This window comes from Cyanobium sp. NS01 (genome assembly GCF_014280235.1).
Taxonomy (GTDB): domain Bacteria; phylum Cyanobacteriota; class Cyanobacteriia; order PCC-6307; family Cyanobiaceae; genus NIES-981.
The window spans coordinates 2,719,517-2,742,087 of the sequence record NZ_CP047940.1; the positions used below are offsets into that span (position 1 = coordinate 2,719,517).

Genomic DNA, 22,571 nt, shown 5'->3' on the forward strand with positions numbered 1-22,571 from the left:
CAGCGCCCCCCTGCTCAGGGTGAGACGCTAGGGAGACCAAGGTCTCGCTTTCCCCTGCACCAGGAAACCCTGCTGTTTGAGCCGGCCCAGCCCGAGGCTGGCGCCCTGCGGGCCGTGCTGGCCTTCCCCAGCAGCTACAGCGTGGGGATCACCAGCCTCGGCTACCAGGTGGTGTGGGCCAGTCTGGCCCGCCGCACCGACGTGGACGTGCGCCGCCTGTTCACCGACCAGGGCGATCCGCCCCATGGCCGCAGCCGCGGCCGCGGGGCGGCCCTCGACCTGTTCGGCCTGTCGCTCAGCTGGGAGCTGGACGGGCCGGTGTTACTGGATCTGCTGGAGCAGGAGCGGATTCCGATCTGGGCCAGCGAGCGGGGCGACACCGATCCGATCGTGTTCGGCGGCGGGCCGGTGCTCACGGCCAACCCCGAGCCCCTCGCCCCCTTCTTCGATGCCGTGCTGCTGGGCGACGGCGAACTGCTGCTGCCGGCGTTCATCGAGGCCCTGCAGGCCTGCCGACAGGCTCCCAGAGCCGAACGGCTGGCCAGGCTGGCCCAGGTGCCCGGGATCTATGTGCCGTCGCTCTACCGGCCGGAGTACGCCCCCGACGGCACGTTGCTGGGGGTGAGGCCGCTGGCGCCGGGCCTGCCTGAGCGGGTGGCCAAACAGACCTGGCAGGGGAACACCCTGAGCCATTCGATGGTGGTCACCCCCGAGGCGGCCTGGCCCTCGATCCACATGGTGGAAGTGGTGCGCAGCTGCCCGGAGCTGTGCCGCTTCTGCCTGGCGAGCTACCTCACCCTTCCCTTCCGCACCCCCTCCCTGGACGACGGCCTGATCCCGGCGGTGGAGGCCGGCCTGGCCGTGACCCAGCGACTCGGGCTGCTGGGGGCCTCGGTGACCCAGCACCCCCAGTTCGCCGAGCTGCTGCAGTGGCTGGATGGCGATCGCTTCGAGGGCACCCGCGTCAGCGTGAGCTCGGTGCGGGCCGCCACGGTGACGCCGGAACTGGGCCGGATCCTGGCCAAGCGGGGCAGCAAATCGCTCACGATCGCCATCGAGAGCGGCAGCGAGCGCATGCGGGAGCTGGTGAACAAGAAACTCGCCACCGAGGAGATCTTCGCCGCGGCCCGCTATGCCCGCGAGGGAGGTCTCAGCGGCCTGAAGCTCTACGGCATGGCTGGCCTGCCCACGGAAACGGAAGCCGACATCGAGGCCACCGCCGATCTGCTGCTCCAGCTCAAGAAGGCCACCCCAGGCCTGAGGCTCAGCCTCGGCGTGAGCACCTTCGTGCCCAAGGCCCACACCCCCTTCCAGTGGCAGGGGGTGAGGCCTGAGGCCGAACAGCACCTCAAGCGGCTGGCCAAGCGGCTGCGGCCCAAGGGCGTCGAGCTGCGCCCCGAGAGCTACGGCTGGAGTGTGATCCAGGCCCTGCTCTCCCGCAGCGACCGGCGCCTGGCACCGGTGATCGCGGCGGCCCGGGGCAGCCACGAGAGCCTCGGGGGTTGGAAACGGGCCTACCGGGCCGTGCTGGCAGACACGGTGCAACGGCCCGTCGGCCTGCCGCTGCCACCCGCCTGGGACGCGGTGGTCCACGCCACCTGGGAGCCAGGGCGGGTGCTGCCCTGGGACCACCTCGATGGCCCCCTGAGCCAGGCGGTGCTGGCGGAGCACGCCCGCCGCAGCCTGCCGCAGCCGGCAGCAGCTGAGCCGCTGAAGCCCGCTCAGTCGAACACCGCCGTCCTGCCGCGGTAGACCATCACCTGGCGGCGCAGATGCAGACGCACAGCCCTGGCCAGGGCGAGGCGCTCCGTATCGCGCCCCTTGCGGATCAGATCCTCCACCTCATCGCGGTGGCTCACGTGCACGGTGGCCTGCTCGATGATCGGACCGCCGTCCAGCTCCTCGGTCACGTAGTGGGCCGTGGCACCGATCAGCTTCACCCCCCGCTGCCAGGCGCGCTGGTAGGGCTGGGCCCCCTGGAAGGCGGGCAGAAAGGAGTGGTGGATGTTGATCACCTGGGCGGGCTCGCGGCCCAGGGCTTCCAGGAAGTCGGAGCTGAGCACCTGCATGTACTTGGCCAGCACCACCAGCTCGATGCCGTGCTGGCGCAGCAGGGCCAGCTGGGCCGCTTCCGCCGCCTCCTTGTCCGCGGCGGCCACCGGCACGTGCACATAGGTCGCCCCGAAGCCCTCCGCCAGCTCCCGCAGGTCCGGATGGTTGGACACCACCAGGGGAACCTGCATGGGCAGCTCACCGGCGCGCACGCGCCAGAGCAGGTCCACCAGGCAGTGCTCCTGACGGCTCACGAAGATGGCCGCCCTGGGGATGGCATCGGAGAAGTGCAGCAGGCCCTCCCCGTCGAGTCGCCGGGCCAGGGCTGCCACGGCCGGGGCGATGCTCAGCCGCGGCAGGCCGAAGCCCTCCAGGGCCCACTCGATCCGGCTCAGGAACAGTCCGGCGCCGAGATCGGTGTGGTGATCGGCATGGCGAATATTGCCGCCATTGGCGGCCACCCAGCCGGAGAGTTCGCTCACCAGCCCCGGCCGGTCGGGGCAGATCAGCTGCAGGATCGCGCTCGGCACGCTCATCGGCCCTGGGCCCGGCACAGGGAGCATTGTGACGCCGGACCCCGCCGGTTCCGCCGCGGCCCCGGGTCTGCGTGGGGGGACCGACGTACAGTCAGCCCTGCCCAAGCTGCTCGCCCATGGCCGCCCAGATGGTCTCCTCGCTTCGTGCCCTGCTGAAGCGTCTTGCCCTGGTGGCCCTGGTGGGAGTGCTCACCTTCGGTCTCAGCGCCTGCAGCGGCAGCCAGGCCAAGCCCCCCAGCCTCAGCGCCGAGGACATCGCCGTGATCGAGCGCCAGGCCGAGGGCTTCCTGGCCGCCAGGGATCGCCTGCCCGAACTGGCCACGTTGGTGGGGGATCGCGACTGGACCTTCACCCGCAATCTGCTGCGCGGACCCATGCAGGAGGTGGGGCGGCAGATGAGCTACATCAACCAGCGTCTGCTGCCGGCCGATCGTCCTGAGGCCGAGAAGCTGGCCGCCCAGCTCAAGCAGTCCATGGCCCAGCTCGATGAGGCCGCCCGGCTCCAGGACGGCGAACAGCTGCGCAAGTCCTACATCAAGGTGGCCAGTGGCTTCGGCCGCTACGCCCAGATCCTCCCCGAGCAGGTGCAGGCCGACCTCAAGCAGACCTGACGGCCCCCCTGGCTGACGCCGCCTCGCCAGCTTCCAGCAGGTCCACGCCGTCCGTGGCGGTGGTGGGGGCAGGCGTGGTGGGCCTGTGCTGCGCCTGGCTGCTGCAGCGCAAGGGCCACCGGGTGCTGCTGATCGACCCGTCGCTGGCTGCCCCCGGCCTCACCCAGAAGCACGCCTTGGCCGGCGGCAGCCAGCGCAGTGGCAGCGGCGCGGCCCTCGGGGTGCTGATGGCGCAGGTGTTCCACCGCAGCCGCGGCCGCGCCTGGAATCTGCGTCAGCAGAGCCTGGCCCTCTGGCACAGCTGGCTGCAGGAGCTGGCGGAGCGCGGGCAGCCGGTGTCCCGGCGCCAGGGGCTGCTGTGGCTGGCCGCCGAGCCTGAGGAATGGCAGCGGCAACAGGCGCTGGTGGCCGAGCGGCAGCAGCTGGGCCTGGCGCTGGAGCTGTGGGATCGCGAGCGGCTGTCCACGCTGCAGCCGGCCCTGCCCGCTGGGGCGATCGGGGCACTCCATTCGCCCTTGGATGGCCAGATCGATCCCCCTGCCGCCATGGCCGCCCTGCTCGCCGACGGCCGTGACAGCGGCTTGACGACGGCGGGTCAGAGGGTGGGCGCCATTGAGCGCGACGGTCCGGGGCGCTGGCGGCTGCTGCTGGAGGGCGGCGAGGTGGTGGCTGGGCTGGCCCACGTGGTGCTGACCGCCGGTCTGGCCAGCCCTGCTCTGCTGCAGTCGCTGGGATCCAGCCTCGCGATGGAGCCGGTGCTCGGCCAGGCCCTCGCCCTGCGGCGCTCCGCCCCAGGCCCCTGGACCTGGCCCGGGGTGGCCGTGTGGCGCGGCCTCAACCTGGTGCCCCGGCCCGACCTGGGGGCTGAAGCGACCTTCTGGCTGGGCGCCACCCTGGAAGCAGGCAGCCGGGCCGATCCCGACCAGCAGGCACGGCTGCGCCACTGGGGCGACGCCGGCCTCGACTGGTTGGAGCAGGCCAGCGTGGTGGAGGCATGGCAGGGCTGCCGGGCCAGGCCCGTGGGCCGGCCAGCCCCGCTGCACGAGCAGCTGCAACCGGGCCTCTGGCTGGTGAGCGGCCACTACCGCAACGGGGTGCTGCTGGCCCCGGCCTCGGCCGCCTGGGTGCTGGAGCAGATCGAGCAGACGACGCCTCGCCCTTAAGAAGGCGTTAATCCCAGCGGGGCCAGACTTGCGTACGGTCAAAACGGTGACGTCGTTCCCTCTCTTCACCGCCACCGCAGTCATGACCATGCTTCCCGGCCTGTTGCGCCGCTCCACCGCCGCTCTTGCCCTCTCGGGCCTCACCCTCTCTGTCGCTGCCTGCGGCGGCACCGGCGGAGGCGGGGGCGGCATCACCGGCACGCTCAACGGAGCCGGGGCCTCCTTCCCTTCGGCCATCTACCAGCGCTGGTTCAAGGACATGAGCGCCGATGGCGTCAACGTCAACTACCAGTCCGTGGGTTCCGGGGCCGGGGTACGCCAGTTCCTGGCTGAAACCGTGGATTTCGGCGCCTCCGACAAGCCGATGGGCGAGGAGGAGATCGCCAAGATGCCGCGCGGCGTGCTCCAGATCCCGATGACGGCCGGAGCCATCGCCGTGGCCTACAACAACCCCGGCTGCGAGCTCAAGCTCAGCCAACAGCAGCTGGCTGACATCTTCCTGGGCAAGATCACCAACTACAGCGAGCTGGGCTGCGACGACAAGACGATCACCATCGTGCACCGCTCCGACGGCTCGGGCACCACGTTCAACTTCACCAACCACCTGGCCGCCGTGAGCCCGGAGTGGAAGGCTGGCCCCGGCGCCGACAAGGCCGTGAACTGGCCCACCGGCGTGGGCGCCAAGGGCAATGAGGGTGTGGCGGCCCAGCTCACCCAGCTCGAAGGGGGCATCGGCTACGTGGAAGTGGCCTTCGTCAAGGATCCCCTCCAGTCCGCAGCGCTGGAAAACGGCTCCGGCGAGGTGGTGATGCCCACCAATGCCACCGAGAGCGAAGCCCTCGCCTCGATCGATCTGGGTGAGGATCTCACCGGCAGCAACCCCAATCCTGCCAAGGGTTACCCGATCGTCACCTTCACCTGGATCCTGGCCTACAAGAGCGGCAACGGCGACAAGACCCCCCTGCTGCAGAAGGTGTTCAACACCATGCTCGCCGAACCGGCCCAGTCCCTGGCACCGGAGCTGGGCTATGTGACCCTGCCTCCCTCGGTTGTGGAGAAAGCCAAGGCGGCGGTGGCCATGATCTCGGAGTGAGCCCCTCGACCAGGTGAACCGGCGGGTGAGCCTGGTCCTCTCGCTCACACCTGGTCTTCTCTCTCATAGGTGCACCCACAAAAAACTCCCCCAGATGGGGGAGTTTTTTCATGGGGAGTTGGGAGAGGAGTCTCGGGGAGGGAGGACCTCCCCGGCCAGCTCACTTGCTCTCGGTGAATTCGGCGTCGATGACGTCGTCGCTGGAGGCACCGGCACCGGCACCGGCAGCGGCATCGGCGGACGTGCCATTGCCATTGGCGCCAGCCGCAGCCGCCTCAGCTCCTGCGGCCTGCTGATACACAGCGGCACCGGCCGCGTAGAGCGCCTGCTGCAGCACCTCAAGTTCAGACTTGATGGTGTCGAAGTCTTCCTTCTCCAGGGCCTCCTTGAGCTTGGCGGAGGAGGTCTCTACCTTGCTCTTGTCCTCGGCGCCCACCTTGTCGCCGAGTTCGCCGAGCTGCTTCTCGGCCTGATACACCAGGGTTTCGGCCTGGTTCTTGAGGTCGATGCGCTCGCGCTTCTCCTTGTCGGCGGCGGCATTGGATTCGGCATCCTTCACCATCTTCTCCACCTCATTGTCGCTGAGGGTGGAGGCACCGGTGATCGAGATGCTCTGCTCCTTGCCGCTGCCCTTGTCCTTGGCGGTCACGCTGAGGATGCCGTTGGCGTCGATGTCGAAGGTCACTTCGATCTGGGGCACGCCGCGGGGGGCGGGGGGGATGCCGTCGAGACGGAAGGTGCCGAGCGACTTGTTGTCGCTGGCCATCTCGCGCTCACCCTGCAGCACGTGGATCTCCACGTTGGTCTGGCCGTCCACCGCGGTGGAGTACACCTCCGACTTCTTGGTGGGAACGGTGGTGTTGCGGGTGATCATCTTGGTCATCACCCCGCCGAGGGTCTCCACCCCGAGGGAGAGCGGGGTGACATCCAGCAGCAGGATGTCCTTCACCTCACCGGCGAGCACACCGCCCTGGATCGCAGCACCCACGGCCACCACCTCATCCGGGTTCACCGTCTGGTTGGGGGCCTTGCCGGTAACGCGCTTGACCAGCTCAAGCACGGCGGGGATGCGGGTGGACCCCCCCACCATCACCACCTCGTCGAGCTCGCTGCTGGAGAGCTTGGCGTCCTTGAGGGCCTGCTCCACCGGCACGCGGCAACGGTCGATCAGCTTGGAGGCCAGCTCCTCGAACTTGGCCCGGGTGAGGGTGAGATCGAGGTGCTTGGGGCCCTCGGGAGTGGCCGTGATGAAGGGCAGGTTGATCTCGCTCTGGGTGGCGCTGGAGAGCTCGATCTTGGCCTTCTCGGCCGCTTCGGTGAGGCGCTGCAGCGCCTGTTTGTCCTGGCGCAGGTCGATGCCTTCGTTGCTCTTGAAGCTGGAAGCCAGGTAATCGACGATCACCTTGTCGAAGTCATCGCCGCCCAGGTGGGTGTCACCGCTGGTGGAGAGCACCTCAAACACGCCATCACCCACCTCCAGCACCGACACGTCGAAGGTGCCGCCACCGAGGTCGAACACCAGGATGCGCTCATTGCTCTTCTTGTCGAGGCCGTAGGCCAGCGCCGCCGCCGTGGGCTCGTTGATGATCCGCAGCACTTCCAGGCCGGCGATCTTGCCGGCGTCCTTGGTGGCCTGGCGCTGGGAATCGTTGAAGTAGGCGGGCACGGTGATCACCGCCTGGGTGACCGTTTCACCGAGGTACTTGCCGGCGTCTTCTGCCAGCTTGCGCAGCACCTGGGCGCTCACCTCCTCCGGGGCGAACTGCTTGTTGAGCACCGGGCACTTCACCTTCACGTTGGAGCCGGCCTTCTCCACGCCATAGCTCACTTCTTTCGACTCTTCATTCACCTCATCCACCCGGCGGCCGATGAAGCGCTTCACCGAATAGAAGGTGTTTTCAGGGTTCATCACCGCCTGGCGCTTGGCGATCTGCCCCACCAGCTGGTCCTGGTTCTTGGTGTACGCCACCACCGAAGGGGTGGTGCGGAAGCCCTCCGCATTGGCGATCACCGTGGGCTTGCCGCCCTCCATCACGGCGACGCAGCTGTTTGTGGTGCCGAGGTCAATACCAACAACCTTTCCCATGAATGTCCACCTCCTCAGTGGTTCGTTGTGCGTTCATGCATCCTCATCAGAGGGGACGGTGACAGGCGAGGTGTGGTTCCCGAACAGGCGCTTACGGTTTTGGGGCCGCCCCTGCCGCCCAAGCCCGTGATGGCCCCGCCGATCTCCGCGTCCACGGCCCTGGTGGGGGTGCTGGGCGATCCGGTGCGGCACTCGCTCTCGCCGGCGATGCACAACGCCGCCCTGGCCGCCCTGGGGCTCGACTGGATCTACCTGGCCCTGCCCACCCCGGCCGAGAGCCTGGCCGCCGTGGTCGGCGCCCTGGAGGCCCTCGACTGCCGCGGCCTCAACGTGACCCTGCCCCACAAGCAGGCCGTGGCACCGCTCTGCGCCGAACTCAGCCCCCTGGCCGCCAGGGTGGGGGCCGTGAACACCCTGGTGCGCCGCAGCCAGGGGGGCTGGCTGGGCACCAACACCGATGTGGAGGGCTTCCTGGCGCCGCTGCGGCAGGCCGGCAGCTGGCAGGGCAGCGGGGCGCTGGTGCTGGGCTGCGGCGGCAGCGCCCGGGCCGTGGTGGCGGGCCTGGTGGAGCTCGGCTGCGCCTCGATCCAGGTGGTGGGCCGCCGTGCCGCGGGGCGGCAGGCCTTGCTGGAGGCCTGCCGCAGCTGGGCACCCCAGCTCGGAGGGAGCAGCTGGGAGGAGCTGCCGGCCCTGCTGCCGGCCAGCCAGCTGGTGGTGAACACCACGCCGGTGGGCATGGCCTCGCCCGGCCAGCCAGCCGCCGCCCTGGCCTGCCCGCTGGAGGCCGCAGCCCTCGCTGGCCTGGGCAGCGGCTGTTGGGTCTACGACCTGATCTACACGCCCCGCCCCAGCGCCCTGCTGCGGGCCGCCGCCGAACGCGGCTGCCATGGCATCGATGGGCTGGAGATGCTGGTGCAGCAGGGGGCGGAGGCGCTGCGGCTGTGGAGCGGCCGCGAGGCGGTGCCGGTGGAGGCAATGCGCGCCGCGGCGGAACGCGCCCTGGCCCGCACTCCCTAGCCTGCGCTGATCCGTTGTGCGTTCCACCATGCAAGGCGCCCCGCTGTGGCAGCGACTGCTGGCCGCCCTGGCCTATCTCCTGCCCTGGGCAGATGCCTTGCCATTCGGGCGCAGCCTCTTCGCCATGTTTCCGCTGCTGCAGTGGCTCGCTGCGCCGGCCCTGCCGGTGGCCCTGCTGCAGCAGGCGGTGCCCTTCGGCGGCTTCCTGGTGTTCCTGGTGCTGTTCCTGGCGGTGGTGCGCAACCAGCGTGTGCCCTACCTGATCCGCTTCAGCGTGCTGCAGGCCATTCTGATCGACATCGTGCTGGTGCTGGTGTCGCTGGTGTTCAGCATCCTGCTGGCGCCCCTGGGGGCTGGCTTCGCCCTGCGCACCCTCAGCAACACGGTGTTCCTGGGGGCCCTGGTGCTGGTGGCCTTCGGGATCGTGCAGAGCCTGCGGGGCGAGGAGGCCGACCTGCCCGCCGTGTCAGCCGCCGTGCGTATGCAGCTCTACTGAGTGGGCCCTGCGGCTGCGCTGATAGGTTGGGCAGTCCGTCGCTGATGGCCTCTCGCCATCGGCCACCGCCCTCCTCCTGCCCCGCGCGGCTTTCCCGACACGGCGACCCCATGACGCAGCCTTATTACGAAACGATGTACATCCTTCGTCCGGACATCCCGGAGGAAGAGGTGGAGAGCCACATCACCAAATACCGCGATCTGGTCGTGGAGGCCGGCGCTGAGGTGCTCGACTGCCAGATGCGTGGCAAGCGCCGCCTGGCCTACACGATCAACAAGCACCGCGAAGGGGTCTACGTCCAGCTGAACCACAACGGTGACGGCCAGCAGGTTGCCCTGCTGGAGCGTGCCATGCGCCTCTCAGAAGATGTGATCCGCTACCTCACCGTCAAGCAGGACGGCCCCATGCCGGCTCCCCGGGTCGCGCCCGGTGCCGCCAGCGAGGGCTCCCCTCAGCCGGTCTCGGCCTGAGCCAGTTCCCACCGTCTCCTCAGCCCGGGTGCGCTGAACAGTGCACCCACGGATCGCGACAATGGGTCAAGGAAAATCCCCCCAGCCTCACAACAAAGCTGCCCAGGCTGACCAGCTCAACCAGAGGTTGAGCTCTTTGCAGCAGCAGCTCGATGCCATCAGGGAGCAGCTGGACGCCCATCGAGGCCTGCTTGAGAGCCTGCCGGAAATCTTCGAGCAGCGCTTTGAACAGCGGCTGAAGCCGATGCTGGGTCACCGCGAACGGCTGCTGGCTGAAAACACGCTGCTGCGGCAGCAGCAGCTGCAGGCACCTGCCCCCCCCGATGCCGAAGCCCCGGCTCTGGCCCCGCTGGAGGCCGCTCCGCCGGCCCGAGAGGGTCTCGGCGGGGCTCTGCGCCACGCCCTCGGGCTGGGCCCTGCCCCCCCCTGAGCCTGGGGCCGCTGACCTGCAGCCAGGTCGGCGCTCGTCAGGGGCTGGTCCTGTGACGGGCGGCCCAGAGCCTGGTGGGCAGACCCCACACGTAGATGAACCCCTCGGCAGCCCGGTGATCGAACAGGTCTTCGGCGCCATAGGTGGCCATGTCCGGCACGTAGAGGCTGTCGTTGGCGCTGCTGCGCCCCACGACGATCGCATTGCCCTTGTGCAGCCTCACCCGCACGGAGCCGTTCACCCCCCGCTGCGTGCGCTCGAAGAAGCCATCGAGGGCGTCCTTGAGCGGGCCGAACCAGAGGCCCTGATACACCAGATCGGCCCACTGCTGCTCCAGCTGACGCTTGGTGCGCAGCACGTCGGCCGCCAGAGTGAGGCTCTCGAGCTCCTGGTGGGCGCGGATCAGCAGCAGCAATCCAGGGGTTTCGTAGATCTCGCGGCTCTTGATGCCCACCACCCGGTTCTCCATGATGTCCAGCCGCCCGAAGCCATGCAGGCCGGCCAGGGCATTGGCGCGGCGGATCAGGCTCACCGGGTCGAGCCGTTCGCCGTCGATCGCCACGGCGTCACCGTGCTCGAAGTCCACCGTGATCGTCTGGGGCTCCGCCGGGGCGTCCTGCACCGAGCGGGTCATGGAGAACACCTCCTCGGGGGGCTCCACGGCCGGATCCTCGAGGGGGCCCGCCTCGATCGAGCGACCCAGCAGGTTGAGGTCGATCGAGTAGGGGGAGCCCTTGCTCACCGGCGAGGGGATGCCACAGCGCTCGCCGTAGGCAATGGTCTGCTCGCGGCTCATGCCCCACTCCCGCGCCGGGGTGAGCACCTTGAGGTCGGGGGCCAGGGCACCGATGGCCACATCGAAGCGCACCTGATCGTTGCCCTTGCCGGTGCAGCCGTGGGCCACCGCGTCAGCGCCCAGCTCCCGGGCGATCTCCACCAGCCGGCGGGCGATCAGCGGCCGTGCCAACGCCGTGGACAGCGGGTAGCGGCCTTCGTAGAGGGCATTGGCCCGAATCGCTGGAAAGGCGAACTCACGGATGAAGGGCTCAATCAGATCGCCCACCAGCGACTGGGCCGCGCCGGCAGCGAGGGCCTTGCGGCGGATCGGCTCCAGCTCGTCACCCTGGCCCAGGTCGGCAGCGAAGGTGATCACCTCCTCCACGCCCCACTCCTTCATCAGGTAGGGGATGCAGACGCTGGTGTCCACCCCGCCGGAATACGCCAGTACAGCCTTCTTGGCCCGGCCCATCAACAGCGCTCCATGTGCTCAGTCGCCCGATTCTCCACCGTGGTCTGCCTGGGTGCCCAGTGCAGGCTCAGCGGGGAGTCGCCAGCGCAGCAGCAGCCAGAGCCCCACCAGCAGGGGCAGACCCAGCAGCAGCAGGGTGACCAGGGCGGGATCCACCGGCAGGGGACGGGGCCAGCGCTCGCCGGCAGCACTCAGGCCCGCGCTCACGGCCAGGGCGAGGGCCCACAGGCGCAGCACCGAGCGGAACGGGCCGGGGGCAACAGGGGCCGGGACTGGCATGGAGTGTTGCTGGCAAGCCCAGCGGCTAAGGTAATGGATTGGCCTACTGCAGGCCTGCGGCAGCTCCAGGGCCGCCGCCATCCTCCGGACGCCTGATTGCATGAGCACGCTCTCCCCTTCCAGCCTCAGCCGTCTCGACAGCATCAACCCCTCGCTCACCCGCTACGGCCGCCAGGAGCTGGCGCCGGTGCTGCCCCTGCGCGATGAGCCCGATCTGCTGAGCTGGCTGGAATCCAGTGGCCGCCTGGTGGCGGACGAGGAAACCGCCTCCACCGATGTGAGCACCGTGGAGGAAGAGGAGCTCTCGGCGCTGATGGGCGAGAAGGAGGAGTACAACCAGGCCGACGAGCAGCAGGACGAAGCCTGGGAAGACTGACGTCAGGTCGTCAGGGACACTGGGGCGACCATTGCCGGTGACAGTGACCCCTACCGCTCCTCCCCGCTCCGGCAGCAGCCAGCGGGCGGCTGTGCTGCTCGGCCTGCTGTTGCTGGCTGCCTGCCTGGCGAGCGATCGCTTCATCGCCAACTCGATGCTCACGGCTCCGCTGCTGCTGGCGGCCCTGGTCGCGGCGCTCGTCACGGCATGGGGGGTGCCCAGGCTGAAGCGCCTCAAGATGGGGCAGGTGATCCGGGAGGACGGCCCCCAGGCCCACCTGACCAAGGCCGGCACCCCCACCATGGGGGGCCTGCTGGTGGTGCCGGTGGGGGTGATCGTGGGGGGGCTGATCAGCCCTGCCGATCCGCGCCTGCTGGCCGTGGCGGCGATCACCCTGGCCTACATGGCGATCGGCGCGGTCGACGACTGGCGCAGCCTCACCCGCCGCACCAACACCGGGCTCAAGCCCCGGGGGAAGCTGCTGCTCCAGGCGGGGGCGGCCGTGCTGTTCCTGCTCTGGACCTGGCAGGGCCAGTGGCTGGGTGGCCCTGAGCCGATCAGCGTGGCCCTGCCCCTGGGCTGGCTGTTGCCCCTGGGGCTGCTGATCTGGCCTCTGGGCCTGTTCGTGTTCCTGGCCGAGAGCAACGCCACGAACCTCACCGATGGCCTCGACGGCCTGGCGGCCGGCTGCGGCGCAGTGGTGTTCACCGGCCTGGGGCTGCAGCTGATGCTGCGCGGCCACGAGGGGGATCCAGCGCTGGCGGCCTTCTGCGTGGCCATGGCCGGCTGCTGGCTCGGCTTCCTCGCCCACAACCGCCACCCGGCCAGGCTGTTCATGGGCGACACCGGCTCCCTGGCCATGGGGGCGGCCCTCAGCGCCGTCGCCCTGCTCAGCAACAGTCTCTGGCCCCTGCTGCTGATGGGAGGGGTGTTTCTGGCGGAATCGCTCTCGGTGATCGCCCAGGTGTGGGTGTTCAAGGCCACCAAGCGTGCCGATGGCCAGGGTCGACGCCTGTTGCGCATGGCTCCCCTGCACCACCACTTCGAGCTGGGCGGGCTGGGGGAAGAGCAGGTGGTGATCCGTTTCTGGGGCGCGAGCCTGCTACTGGTGGTCTTGGGCCTGGTGCTGCTGCCCTGACCCCGCTGAATGCCGCTGTTTCCCGGGCGTCCGTCGCATGGCCTATTTCATCTGGAACGAGAGTGGTCTGACCGCGGACTGCGCCAGCCTCGAAGCGATGGCCGCCCGCTTCGAGGAGGCCGCCCTGCTGATGCGACGCATGGCCCGCGAAGGCTTCTGCCTCCAGCTCGGGCCGGAAGGCCAGAGGATCACCCACAGCGATCCGGCCGTGTTTGAGGCCTATGGCTTCGTGAGCGAGGAGCCGGCCGTGCGCCAGCTTGCCCTCTGGAGCGGCGAGGAGGCCGCTGGCGACGACGCCTGAGCCACAGCCATTCAGCGGCTGCGCAGGTAGCCCAGCACCCACACCACCACGAAGGCCAGGGAGGACAGGCCCAGATAGAGCAGGGCACCGTTCTGGAAGGTGGTGATGTCCCAGCCGAACACCAGTCCATCAGCCGTGTCGGCCGCCGTGCTGAATCCGATCAGGCTGCCCATGGCTCCCTGCCGCTGATGGTGCTCTCTCTAGCAGGGTGGGGGCGGCAGCCGGGTAAGGGAGGATCGGCACCAGCCCACACCGCAGGATCATGACCAGCTCTTTCCCCCGCACGGTGCTGCTGCTCGGCAGTGGTGAACTGGGCAAGGAGGTGGCGATCGCGGCCCAGCGCCTGGGCTGCCGCGTGGTGGCGGTGGACCGCTATCCCGGCGCCCCGGCGATGCAGGTGGCCGACCACGCCGAGGTGGTGGCGATGACAGACGCCGATGCCCTGCGCCGGGTGGTGCGCGCCCACCGGCCGGATCTGGTGATCCCGGAAATCGAGGCCCTGGCGGTGGACGCCCTGGCGGAGCTGGAGGCCGAGGGCATCACCGTGATTCCCACGGCCAGGGCCACGGCCATGACCATGAACCGCGACCGGATTCGCGATCTGGCCGCCACGCAGCTGGGGCTGCGCACGGCCCGCTTCGCCTACGCCGAGAGCGCCGAGGAGCTGGCCGCCGCCGCCGAGCCGCTCGGCTGGCCCGTGGTGGTGAAGCCGGTGATGAGCTCCTCCGGCAAGGGGCAGAGCGTGGTGCGAGAGCCAGAGCAGATCGCGGCGGCCTGGGACGCCGCCCAGGCCGGCGCACGCGGCACGGGCACCAGGGTGATCGTGGAGGAGTTTCTCCACTTCGAGCTGGAGATCACCCTGCTCACCGTGAAGCAGTGGCAGGGTCCCACCCTGTTCTGCCCTCCGATCGGTCACATCCAGGAACGGGGCGACTATCAGTGCAGCTGGCAGCCCGCGGCCATCGGCGCAGGCGCCCTGGCCCAGGCGACGGCCATGGCCCAGCGGGTCACCGACAACCTGGGGGGAGCGGGGCTGTTCGGGGTGGAGTTCTTTCTCTGCCGCCGGGCGGACGGGAACGGCAACGCAGAGCTGGAGGTTGTGTTCTCCGAGCTGTCCCCCCGCCCCCATGACACCGGCCTGGTGACCCTGATCGGACAGAACCTGAGTGAATTCGAGCTGCACCTGCGGGCCGTGCTGGGGCTGCCGATCCCAGCGATCGAGAGCCTGGGGCCCGCGGCCAGCCGGGTGATCCTGGCGGATCGCGACCTGGAGGCCGTGGCTTACACCGGAGTGGCGCAAGCCCTGGTGGAGCCAGGCACCCAGGTGCTGCTGTTCGGCAAGCCCACGGCGCGCCCCCATCGCCGCATGGGGGTGGCCCTGGCCCGCGGCAGCAGTGTGGAGGCGGCCCGCCAAGGCGCGGACCGGGCCGCCAGCCAGGTGAACGTTGTGGCCGGCTGACCCTGGTGCAACGGGCTTGGGCCCCTTATGGTGCGCGCGACAGGAGCATCATGAGCCAGGCCCAACAGGTTCCCCCACACCACGAAGCCAGGGAACCAGGCCGCCTCACGGTGCTTGGCCAGCGGCGCCGCGGCGTTGGGACGCCAAAGGAGGGCACGCCTGGCCGTCGCCGCAGGCTGCCGCTGATTCCCTTCAGCGTGGGCCTCGCCTGTGGTGTGGCCATGGCTGGACCTCTGCCAGGGCTGATGAGCCAGGCCCTGGGCCCCTGGCTGAACGCTCCGAAGGAGCAGCTGGCCACGATCGTGAACCCGTTTGCCAATGGCAACCGCCAGGTGTTGGTGCTCGGCACCGACCGGGTGGCCGACAACACCGATGTGATGTTCATCCTGCAGGTGAAGGATGGCAGCACCCAGCTGACCCAGGTGCCTCGCGACACCTTCGTGGAATCCGAGGACCTGGGGGTGATCAAGGCCAACGCCCTCTACGCCTTCGGTGGCATCGACACCACCAAGCGGGAGCTGGGGCGGCTGCTTGATCGCCCGGTGGAGCGCTACCTGCGGGTCAACCTGAGGGCCGTGGAACGCCTGGCCGAGGCGCTCGGTGGCATCGAGGTTGATGTGCCCAAGCGGATGTACTACATCGACAACGCCCAGGGCCTCTACATCGACCTCTATCCCGGACCCCAGCTGCTCAGGGGCGAGAGCCTGGAGGGCTTCCTGCGCTACCGGAACGATGAACTGGGCGACCTGGGCCGGATGCAGCGGCAGAAACTGGTGCTCTCCGAGGTGTTTCGCAAGCTGATTCAACCCAGTGGCTTTTCCCGGGTGCCGGAACTGGCGGAGATCGCCGGCGATGACATCCAGACCGACCTGTCGCTGATCGAGATGGGTCAGCTCGTGTCTGCCATGGCTGCCACCCCAAGCCTGACCTCAGCCCAGGTGCCGGGTCGCCTGTTCTGGCACAACGACCTGAGCTACTGGATGCCCGACAGCAATGTGAATTACCCGGCCCCAGTTGACGACTTGCCAAGCCACAGCCTGGACGACTTCCCCAGCCACACCCTCTCAGAGCGCAGCAGCGCCAGCGGGCAGGGCGCCTACGACAACCCTGCGTTTTAGGTTCCGCGGCCTGGGCCCAGCCGATTCCCCTCAGGGGGTGGGGCTCGGCATCAGGATCAGCGGGATGTCGGTGTTGCCCCAGCCTCCAGGCCCCAGCAGGGGGGGCGCCTGGAGTGCTGGCTTCGCCGCTGCACCGGCCGCAAAGGCAGCATCGCTCCAGGCCAGCACCAGGCCGCGCAGCGGACCACCGTTGCCGCCAGCCTCAGCCCGCAGATTGAAGTGATCGCCGCCGTCGGCCGCCACGAGCTGATGGCCGAACCGCAGCACCGGGGGAACCAGATCCAGTGCTTCCGGATCCGGGGGCACCACCCAGTCACGGCTGCCGGTCACCACCAGGGCCCTGGCCTGCATCCCTGCCCCGGCGCCGTAGTCGAAGAGCAGACTGGCGGGGGCACTCACCGCCATCACCGCGATCACCCGCGGATCCGCGAGACTCGCCTGATCGGCGGAGCTGAGAAAGCTGCACTGCAGCACCCAGCTGATGTTGCGCTCTGGATCGCCGAGGTCGTCGCAGCGCTCCAGCAGCAACCTGGAACTGGGTTGCGTGCCGGCCAGCTGCAGGGCCGTGGTGGCCCCCCAGGAATGGCCCAGCACCACCACCCTGGAGGCTTCCATGCCATCGATCACCGCCGAGACATCCAGGGGCCGCAGCCGCAGCTCTTCGGGCCCCGGAGGGGGCGTCTGACCCGAGAGCATCGCCTTCTGCTGCGTGGCGTCGCTGCCGGGGTGGTTCGGCAGGGCCACGCTGTAGCCATGGCTGGCGAGATGGGAGGCCCAGCCCTCGAAGGCCTCCGGACTGTCCCAGAGGCCATGGGAGATCACCACCACGCGGCCATTGGCCCCCGAGCTGGGCTCCACGAGCACCACCTCCAGCGGTGTGTCGCGGTGGGGTGCGGCCATGGTGCGCACCCTGCGCCGCACCGGTCGGGATCCAGGGGCGCTGCGTGCCGGCGCCACGCTGGCCGCTGGAACGCTCTCCACCAGGGCCCGGGCCTGGCTCTGCTGCCGGGTCAGCCGCTGCAGACTGGCCACGGCGCCCGGGAGATCCACGGTGACCGACTCGCCGGGGATGGCCCGCAGCAGCGTGTAGAGGGTGATCTGGCCGTCGGTGCTGGCCCGGTTCAGCACCTCGGTGAGCTCCTGCCCGGAGGCGTCGAGCGGCAGTCCATCCACCTGGCCGAGGGCTGAGGCTGCCAGCAACACCTGCTGAAGCAGGGGCGATCCGGCGGCCTGGCTCACCACGTCGCGGGTCTGCACCGGCAACGGCGTGTCGAAGATGGCCCGCATCTGCCGGTCCACGGCCCCATTGGTGGCACGGTTCAGTTCAGCCAGGTCGCTGGTGCCGGCCCAGAAACGTTCTGGATTCTCGAATTCGCTGAGCCGCACGGTGAAACCGAAGTCGATCAAAGGCAGCTGCAGCACCACCTCGTCGATGGCCCGGACGGGGGCTGCCCCGAGCAGCAGGGGGAGGGAGGCCAGGGCTGGCAGAAAACGGCGCAACATCGTGGAGTGGGGGGAGCCGTCAGACGATTCCTGAGGGTGGGCTGGATGGAGTCCTGATGCTGGTCAGGAGGCAGCATCCTGGCCGATCCTGTCCTGGGGAGCCGTTCCCGCAGCCCCTCAGCAGCAACCGAACAGGGTCGCTTCCACCTGCTGGAAACTCGCATAGGTGTCGTCGCGGCTGACGCCGCTGAGGGCGAGGGACACGGTCTCACGCAGGGGATGGCAGGTCACCGCGAGACTGATCGCCTGCTGGGCATGGTCCACGTGGTAGCTGGCACTGCAGCCATCGTCGGCGTAGAGGGTTTCCGGATCCCGGGTGAAGCCGAGCTCACGGGCCAGGCAGGCGATACCAGTGAGGGAGGCCACCAGATCGGCAGAGGAGCGGATCGCTGCGGTGTAGACCCAGGGGGCCGGTTGCAGCTCAGCCTGGGCATCGAGAATCAAGCTGTCGGCCAGTGATCTGACCAGAGCACGCATGGCTGATCGACTCGACTGGTGATCCTCTCCAGCCTAGGGGAAACCACTACCCGTGGGGAAGGCAGCCTGACCTTGCCACAGATCTGGTGGTGGCAGCGGGGCTGACTGAGCGGGGGCTGGCTCAGGCAGCCCCGGCACACGCCGCCCGGGCCTCGGCTGGATGCTGGGCCAGCACATGGCGCAGGTAGTGCCCCGTGTGACTGGTGGGGTGCTCCGCCACCTGCTCCGGGGTGCCGCATACCACGATGGAGCCACCGCGGTCGCCGCCTTCGGGACCGAGGTCAATCACCCAGTCGGCGCAGCGGATCACATCGAGGTTGTGCTCGATCACCAGGATCGAGTTGCCCTTGTCCACCAGCCGCTGCATCACCTCCATCAGCTTGTGCACGTCGTAGAAGCTGAGACCCGTGGTGGGCTCATCGATCAGATAGAGGGTCTTGCCGGTGGCCCGCCGCGAGAGCTCGGTGGCCAGCTTCACCCGCTGGGCCTCGCCCCCGGACAGGGTGGGGGCCGGCTGCCCCAGCTTCACGTAGCCCAGGCCCACATCCACCAGGGTGCGCAGGCGATCGGCCGCCTGGGGGATGGCGCTGAACACCTCGGCGGCCTGCTCCACCGTCATCTGCAGCACCTCGGCGATGGTGTGGCCCTTGTACGTCACCTGCAGGGTCTCGCGGTTGTAGCGGGCGCCCTTGCACACGTCGCACTGCACATAGACATCAGGCAGGAAATTCATCTCGATCACGTTCACCCCCTGGCCGCTGCAGGCCTCGCAGCGGCCACCCTTGACGTTGAAGCTGAACTGACCCACCTGATAGCCGCGGGCCTTGGCCTCCACCGTGGCGGCGAACACCTGGCGGATCGGATCGAAGGCACCCGTGTACGTGGCCGGGTTGGAGCGGGGCGTGCGGCCGATCGGGCTCTGGTCGATCACGATCACCTTGTCGATCGCCTTGATGCCCCGCAACTCGGCCAGGCCGGCGGGGAACGGCACCTTGAGGCCGAGCTTGTGCTCCAGGGCGGGGTGCAGCAGCTCGTTCACCAGGGTGCTCTTGCCGCTGCCACTCACGCCGGTGACGCACACCAGCCGGCCCAGGGGCACATCCACGCAAAAACCATCGAGGTTGTTGCGCTCGCAGCCCACCAGAGCGATGCGGCGGGAGCCCCCCTGGCGGCGCTCGGCGGGTGTGGGAATCGCACGGCGCCCACTGAGGTAGGCCCCGGTGAGGGAATCGGGGGCCTCCAGCAGGTCCTGGAGCTGGCCTTCCGCCACGATCCTGCCGCCGTGCACACCGGCGCCGGGGCCGATGTCCACGAGGTGGTCAGCGGCACGGATCGTGTCCTCGTCGTGCTCCACCACGATCAGGGTGTTGCCGAGGTCGCGCAGCTTCAGCAGGGTGGCCAGCAGGCGGTCGTTGTCCCGTTGGTGCAGGCCGATGCTGGGCTCATCCAGCACATAGAGCACCCCGGTGAGACCGGCACCGATCTGGGTGGCCAGACGGATCCGCTGGGCCTCGCCCCCGGAGAGGGTCATGGCCGGACGATCGAGGCTGAGGTAGTCGAGCCCCACATCGAGCAGGAACTTCAGCCGCATGCGGATCTCCCGCAGCACCAGATCGCCGATCTGGATCTGCCGCGGACTGAGCAGCGGCTCCGCCCCCTCGCTCTCACCAACGCCCATCAGCTGCTCGATGCGGCGCAGGCTCTCCCCCACGCTGCTGCTGGTGAGCTCATGGATCCGGAACGGCCCCACCCTCACCGCCAGGGCCTCGGGCTTCAGGCGCAGACCATGGCAACTGGCGCAGGGCACGAGTTCCAGGTACTTCTCCAGCTTCTGGCGCACCGCCTCACCGCTGGCGTCACGCAGCTGGCGCTCCAGGATCGGCAGGATCCCCTCGAACGGCCGCTCATAGGCCTGGGCCTTGCGGTAGCGGCTGTCCGCCTGGATGGCAATCGGCTCCTTTGAGCCGTGCAGCAGCACCGTCTGCTGCTCCTCGCTGAGCTGGTTCCAGGGGGTCTTGATCTCGAAGCCGAAGGCCTCCCCCACGGAGTAGAGCAGGGAGAAGTAATAGGCGTTGTCCTTCTCGGCCCAGGGGGCCACGGCGGCATACACCGGCAGAGAGGGATCGGGAATCACCCGCTGGGCCGTGAACGTGCGCAGATGGCCGATGCCGTGGCAGTCGGGGCAGGCGCCATAGGGGCTGTTGAAGGAGAACAGCCGCGGTGAGAGCTCCTCCATCACGGCGCCGTGCACCGGGCAGGCGAAGTTCTCCGAGTAGAGCCGTTCCCTCTCCACCCCATCCGGCAGCTCCTCCCCGGTCTTTGGCACCACCTCCACCAGGGCCAGACCATCGCCGCGCTTGAGGGCCGTGCGCAGGGAGTCGTTGAGCCGCTCCTCGATGCCCTCGCGGGCCACCAGGCGATCCACCACCACCTCGATGTGATGGGCGTGGTTCTTGTCGAGCTCGATGTTGTCGGCCAGCTCGCGCACTTCGCCGTTGATGCGCACCCGGGCAAAGCCCTCGGCCACCAGGCCCCCCAGCAACTTCACGTGGGTGCCCTTCTTGCCCCGCACCACCGGCGCCAGCAGCTGGTAGCGGGTGCCTTCAGGCAGGGCCAGGATCTGGTCGACCATCTCGTCGATCGACTGGGGCCGGATCGAGCGGTCGCACTCCGGGCAGTGGGGTTCGCCGGCGCGGCCGTAGAGCAGACGCAGGTAGTCCTGGATCTCGGTGACCGTGCCCACCGTGGAGCGGGGGTTGTGGCTGGTGGATTTCTGGTCGATCGAGATCGCCGGTGACAGGCCCTCGATGGCATCCACATCGGGCTTGTCCACCTGGCCCAGGAACTGGCGGGCATAGGCGGAGAGGCTCTCCACGTAGCGGCGCTGGCCCTCGGCGAAGATCGTGTCGAAGGCCAGGGAGCTCTTGCCGCTGCCGCTCACGCCGGTGAACACCACCAGGCGGTTGCGCGGGATGGTGAGATCGACGTTGCGGAGGTTGTGCTGGCGGGCGCCCCGCACCCGGATCACATCCTCCAGAGTGCCGCCGCCCTGAAGCGCCTGGAGTGCGGCCTTCTCGTTCAGCTTGGTGGCCGTAGCGGCACTCTTGGCACGGGGCATGCGGCAGCCTGGAGAACGTCGGATTCTAGAAGCGACGCCCTCGCCGCAACGCCGGCGGCCTCAGCGGTCAGCCACCGCTTCGTAGCCCCGGGGCAGCATGTTCCAGTCGGGGCTGTAGACGTGCAGGCGCCGGGTCGGCTGGCCCTGATGCTCGAACAGCAGCTCGGCGTGGGCCCAGGCCATGGCACTGCCGGCCAGATTGCGCACCTGGAAGCCCTGCTGCTGCAGCTGCTGACCGTACAGACCGCTGCGCAGCCCGATCGTGCAGTAGGGCACCACCAGGCTGGAGCGGTGGCGCTGGGGGTTGGCCTCGAACTCCTCCTGGCTGATGGCGCCGGGCAGGGTGGACACCTGGCGCTCCCTCGGTTCGCGTACATCCACCAGCACCAGGGGGCGTCCTGCAGCGCGCCACTCCTGCACCTGGGCGGGGGTGATGTCAGGCACGGCGGCAAACTGCATCAGGCGCAGGCTCTGGTAGCGACCTTCAAGGCTGAGGGCCTGGCGGGCATCGTGGCCGCAGCCGGCCAGCACCAGCACGCTCAACGCCGCCAGGGCCGGGGCCAGCAGGTCGAGGCGTGCCATGGGGGAGCTCCGGTTCAGGTGGCGGCCACGACGGGACGGCGCTGCATCACCTCCGCCACCAGCTCCTCGCTGCGCTGCCACAGCCGCTGCCGCTGGCTGGCGTCGAGGGCGGCCGGGGCCACCCGCACCGCCGTGGGCCAGCCCCGCATGCCGCCCCACTGGTCGGGGCCGTAGTGGCCGCCAGGGCTGGCATCGGCCGCGGTGGCGGCATAGAGCTGGGGGAGGGCGCCCATGGCCGCACTCTGGAACAGGGGGCCCATCAGCCGGTAGGCCAGCGGCTCGATCCGCGAGCCACTGGCCGCCACCGAGGCGGGCTGCAGATTGGTGCGGGCCACGCCGGGGTGGGCCGCCAGGGAGATCACCTCCGAGCCCTCCGCCTCAAGCCGCTGCTGCAGTTCGAGGGCAAACATCACGTTGGCGAGCTTGCTCTGGCCGTAGGCCTGCCAGCGGTCGTAGTGCTGCTCGCCCTGCAGGTCGTCGAAGGCGATGCGACCGAAGTACTGGGCACCGGAGGTGACCGTGACCACCCGGGCATCCCGCTGGGCCCGCATCAGCGGCAGCAGCCTCTGGGTGAGGGCGAAGTGGCCGAGGTGATTGGTGCCGAACTGGAGCTCGAAGCCATCGTGGCTGAGGCTGCGGGGCAGGCCCATCACGCCAGCGTTGTTGATCAGCAGATCCAGGCGCCCGTAGCGCTCGCCCAGCTGCTCAGCCGCCGCGGCCACGGCGTGCAGATCGGCAAGGTCAAGGCAGAGCACGTCCACGGCCCCGCCCTCGGCCACCGCGGGCAGCAACTCCTGCCGGGCGCGCTCGGCCCGGGCACTGGAACGGCAACCGAGCACCACCAGAGCCCCCCGGGCCAGCAGGGCCCGGGCCGTCTCCAGGCCCAGGCCACTGCTGGCACCCGTCACCAGGGCAACGCGACCCGACTGGTCCGGGATGTCAGTGGCGGTCCAGGGCATGGGGGCCGGCGGGCAAAGCACAAATGTAAAGAATTTCCAGAGGCGGGCGCCGACTCGG

The 22,571-nt window shown here is 69.3% G+C and carries 23 protein-coding genes; 13 read left to right on the top strand and 10 right to left on the bottom strand.

The annotated features are described in order from the left end of the window. Positions 1-114: 114 nt before the first annotated feature. A complete protein-coding gene (locus tag CyaNS01_RS14160; RefSeq protein ID WP_186697808.1) occupies positions 115-1,752 on the top strand; it encodes a radical SAM protein in 1,638 nt (545 codons plus the stop codon). Here CyaNS01_RS14160 and purU read toward each other — a convergent pair. Next, entirely contained in the window at positions 1,722-2,588 is an 867-nt protein-coding gene (gene purU, locus CyaNS01_RS14165; protein ID WP_186697810.1) for a formyltetrahydrofolate deformylase, read from the bottom strand. The two genes, CyaNS01_RS14160 and purU, sit on opposite strands and share 31 nt — an antisense overlap. Before the next feature lie 116 nt (positions 2,589-2,704). On the opposite strand from purU, the gene psbQ reads away from it, so the two are divergent. From psbQ to pstS, 3 genes are all read left to right on the top strand, one after another. After that, complete coding sequence (gene psbQ / locus CyaNS01_RS14170; RefSeq protein ID WP_186697812.1) at positions 2,705-3,199, top strand: photosystem II protein PsbQ; 495 nt, start codon at positions 2,705-2,707, stop codon at positions 3,197-3,199. A gap of 53 nt (positions 3,200-3,252) precedes the next feature. After that, entirely contained in the window at positions 3,253-4,362 is a 1,110-nt protein-coding gene (locus CyaNS01_RS14175; RefSeq protein ID WP_186697813.1) for an FAD-binding oxidoreductase, read from the top strand. Between the two features lie 88 nt (positions 4,363-4,450). After that, positions 4,451-5,455 (top strand): phosphate ABC transporter substrate-binding protein PstS, encoded by a 1,005-nt coding sequence (gene pstS, locus CyaNS01_RS14180; RefSeq protein WP_370561869.1) that lies wholly within the window; start codon positions 4,451-4,453, stop codon positions 5,453-5,455. A gap of 160 nt (positions 5,456-5,615) precedes the next feature. Here pstS and dnaK read toward each other — a convergent pair whose 3' ends face one another. After that, complete coding sequence (gene dnaK / locus CyaNS01_RS14185; protein ID WP_186697817.1) at positions 5,616-7,541, bottom strand: molecular chaperone DnaK; 1,926 nt, start codon at positions 7,539-7,541, stop codon at positions 5,616-5,618. Positions 7,542-7,670: 129 nt separating this feature from the next. Here dnaK and CyaNS01_RS14190 point away from each other — a divergent pair, with 129 nt between their 5' ends. The 4 genes from CyaNS01_RS14190 to CyaNS01_RS14205 all read left to right on the top strand — a co-directional run bounded on the left by CyaNS01_RS14190 (position 7,671) and on the right by CyaNS01_RS14205 (position 9,954). Next, the gene (locus tag CyaNS01_RS14190) at positions 7,671-8,558 is read left to right on the top strand and encodes a shikimate dehydrogenase (RefSeq protein WP_186697819.1); all 888 of its coding nucleotides are present in this window, start codon (positions 7,671-7,673) and stop codon (positions 8,556-8,558) included. A 28-nt stretch (positions 8,559-8,586) separates the two neighbouring features. Further along, positions 8,587-9,054, top strand: coding sequence for a Tic20 family protein (locus CyaNS01_RS14195; protein ID WP_186697821.1), 468 nt, complete (start codon positions 8,587-8,589; stop codon positions 9,052-9,054). 110 nt (positions 9,055-9,164) lie between these two features. Continuing rightward, on the top strand, positions 9,165-9,524 hold the full coding sequence (gene rpsF, locus CyaNS01_RS14200; RefSeq protein ID WP_186697823.1) for a 30S ribosomal protein S6: 360 nt from the start codon (positions 9,165-9,167) through the stop codon (positions 9,522-9,524). 127 nt (positions 9,525-9,651) lie between these two features. Next, positions 9,652-9,954, top strand: coding sequence for a hypothetical protein (locus CyaNS01_RS14205; RefSeq protein ID WP_186697825.1), 303 nt, complete (start codon positions 9,652-9,654; stop codon positions 9,952-9,954). A gap of 37 nt (positions 9,955-9,991) precedes the next feature. Here the strand turns inward: CyaNS01_RS14205 and CyaNS01_RS14210 are convergent, their stop codons facing one another. Further along, positions 9,992-11,203, bottom strand: coding sequence for an argininosuccinate synthase (locus CyaNS01_RS14210; RefSeq protein WP_186697827.1), 1,212 nt, complete (start codon positions 11,201-11,203; stop codon positions 9,992-9,994). Between the two features lie 18 nt (positions 11,204-11,221). Then, complete coding sequence (locus CyaNS01_RS14215) at positions 11,222-11,482, bottom strand: hypothetical protein (protein WP_186697830.1); 261 nt, start codon at positions 11,480-11,482, stop codon at positions 11,222-11,224. Positions 11,483-11,582: 100 nt separating this feature from the next. On the opposite strand from CyaNS01_RS14215, the gene CyaNS01_RS14220 reads away from it, so the two are divergent. From CyaNS01_RS14220 to CyaNS01_RS14230, 3 genes are read left to right on the top strand one after another with little or no spacing between them, the layout of a single operon-like run. Then, the gene (locus CyaNS01_RS14220) at positions 11,583-11,858 is read left to right on the top strand and encodes a DUF3134 domain-containing protein (protein WP_186697832.1); all 276 of its coding nucleotides are present in this window, start codon (positions 11,583-11,585) and stop codon (positions 11,856-11,858) included. A 43-nt stretch (positions 11,859-11,901) separates the two neighbouring features. After that, complete coding sequence (gene mraY / locus CyaNS01_RS14225; protein WP_370561871.1) at positions 11,902-12,996, top strand: phospho-N-acetylmuramoyl-pentapeptide-transferase; 1,095 nt, start codon at positions 11,902-11,904, stop codon at positions 12,994-12,996. 37 nt (positions 12,997-13,033) lie between these two features. After that, a complete protein-coding gene (locus CyaNS01_RS14230; protein WP_186697833.1) occupies positions 13,034-13,297 on the top strand; it encodes a hypothetical protein in 264 nt (87 codons plus the stop codon). Between the two features lie 11 nt (positions 13,298-13,308). Here the strand turns inward: CyaNS01_RS14230 and CyaNS01_RS14235 are convergent, their stop codons facing one another. Then, positions 13,309-13,470, bottom strand: coding sequence for a cytochrome B6 (locus tag CyaNS01_RS14235; protein ID WP_186697835.1), 162 nt, complete (start codon positions 13,468-13,470; stop codon positions 13,309-13,311). Positions 13,471-13,559: 89 nt separating this feature from the next. Here CyaNS01_RS14235 and purT point away from each other — a divergent pair, with 89 nt between their 5' ends. Continuing rightward, on the top strand, positions 13,560-14,756 hold the full coding sequence (gene purT, locus CyaNS01_RS14240; RefSeq protein WP_186697837.1) for a formate-dependent phosphoribosylglycinamide formyltransferase: 1,197 nt from the start codon (positions 13,560-13,562) through the stop codon (positions 14,754-14,756). Positions 14,757-14,806: 50 nt separating this feature from the next. Then, positions 14,807-15,874: an LCP family protein gene (locus CyaNS01_RS14245; protein WP_186697839.1), complete on the top strand. Its 1,068-nt coding sequence runs from the start codon at positions 14,807-14,809 to the stop codon at positions 15,872-15,874. Positions 15,875-15,904: 30 nt separating this feature from the next. On the opposite strand, the gene CyaNS01_RS14250 is transcribed toward CyaNS01_RS14245, so the two are convergent. The 5 genes from CyaNS01_RS14250 to CyaNS01_RS14270 form a co-directional block, all read right to left on the bottom strand. Continuing rightward, complete coding sequence (locus CyaNS01_RS14250) at positions 15,905-17,377, bottom strand: alpha/beta fold hydrolase (RefSeq protein ID WP_186697841.1); 1,473 nt, start codon at positions 17,375-17,377, stop codon at positions 15,905-15,907. A 117-nt stretch (positions 17,378-17,494) separates the two neighbouring features. Then, a complete protein-coding gene (locus tag CyaNS01_RS14255) occupies positions 17,495-17,854 on the bottom strand; it encodes a hypothetical protein (protein ID WP_186697843.1) in 360 nt (119 codons plus the stop codon). Between the two features lie 121 nt (positions 17,855-17,975). Continuing rightward, positions 17,976-20,972 (bottom strand): excinuclease ABC subunit UvrA, encoded by a 2,997-nt coding sequence (gene uvrA, locus CyaNS01_RS14260; RefSeq protein WP_225875705.1) that lies wholly within the window; start codon positions 20,970-20,972, stop codon positions 17,976-17,978. A gap of 60 nt (positions 20,973-21,032) precedes the next feature. Further along, positions 21,033-21,554 carry a rhodanese-like domain-containing protein gene (locus CyaNS01_RS14265; RefSeq protein ID WP_186697845.1) on the bottom strand — a complete coding sequence of 174 codons (522 nt, stop codon included), beginning with the start codon at positions 21,552-21,554 and terminating at the stop codon, positions 21,033-21,035. A 14-nt stretch (positions 21,555-21,568) separates the two neighbouring features. Then, positions 21,569-22,513, bottom strand: a complete 945-nt coding sequence (locus CyaNS01_RS14270) for an oxidoreductase (RefSeq protein WP_186697847.1) — start codon at positions 22,511-22,513, stop codon at positions 21,569-21,571. Between the last annotated feature and the right edge of the window lie 58 nt (positions 22,514-22,571).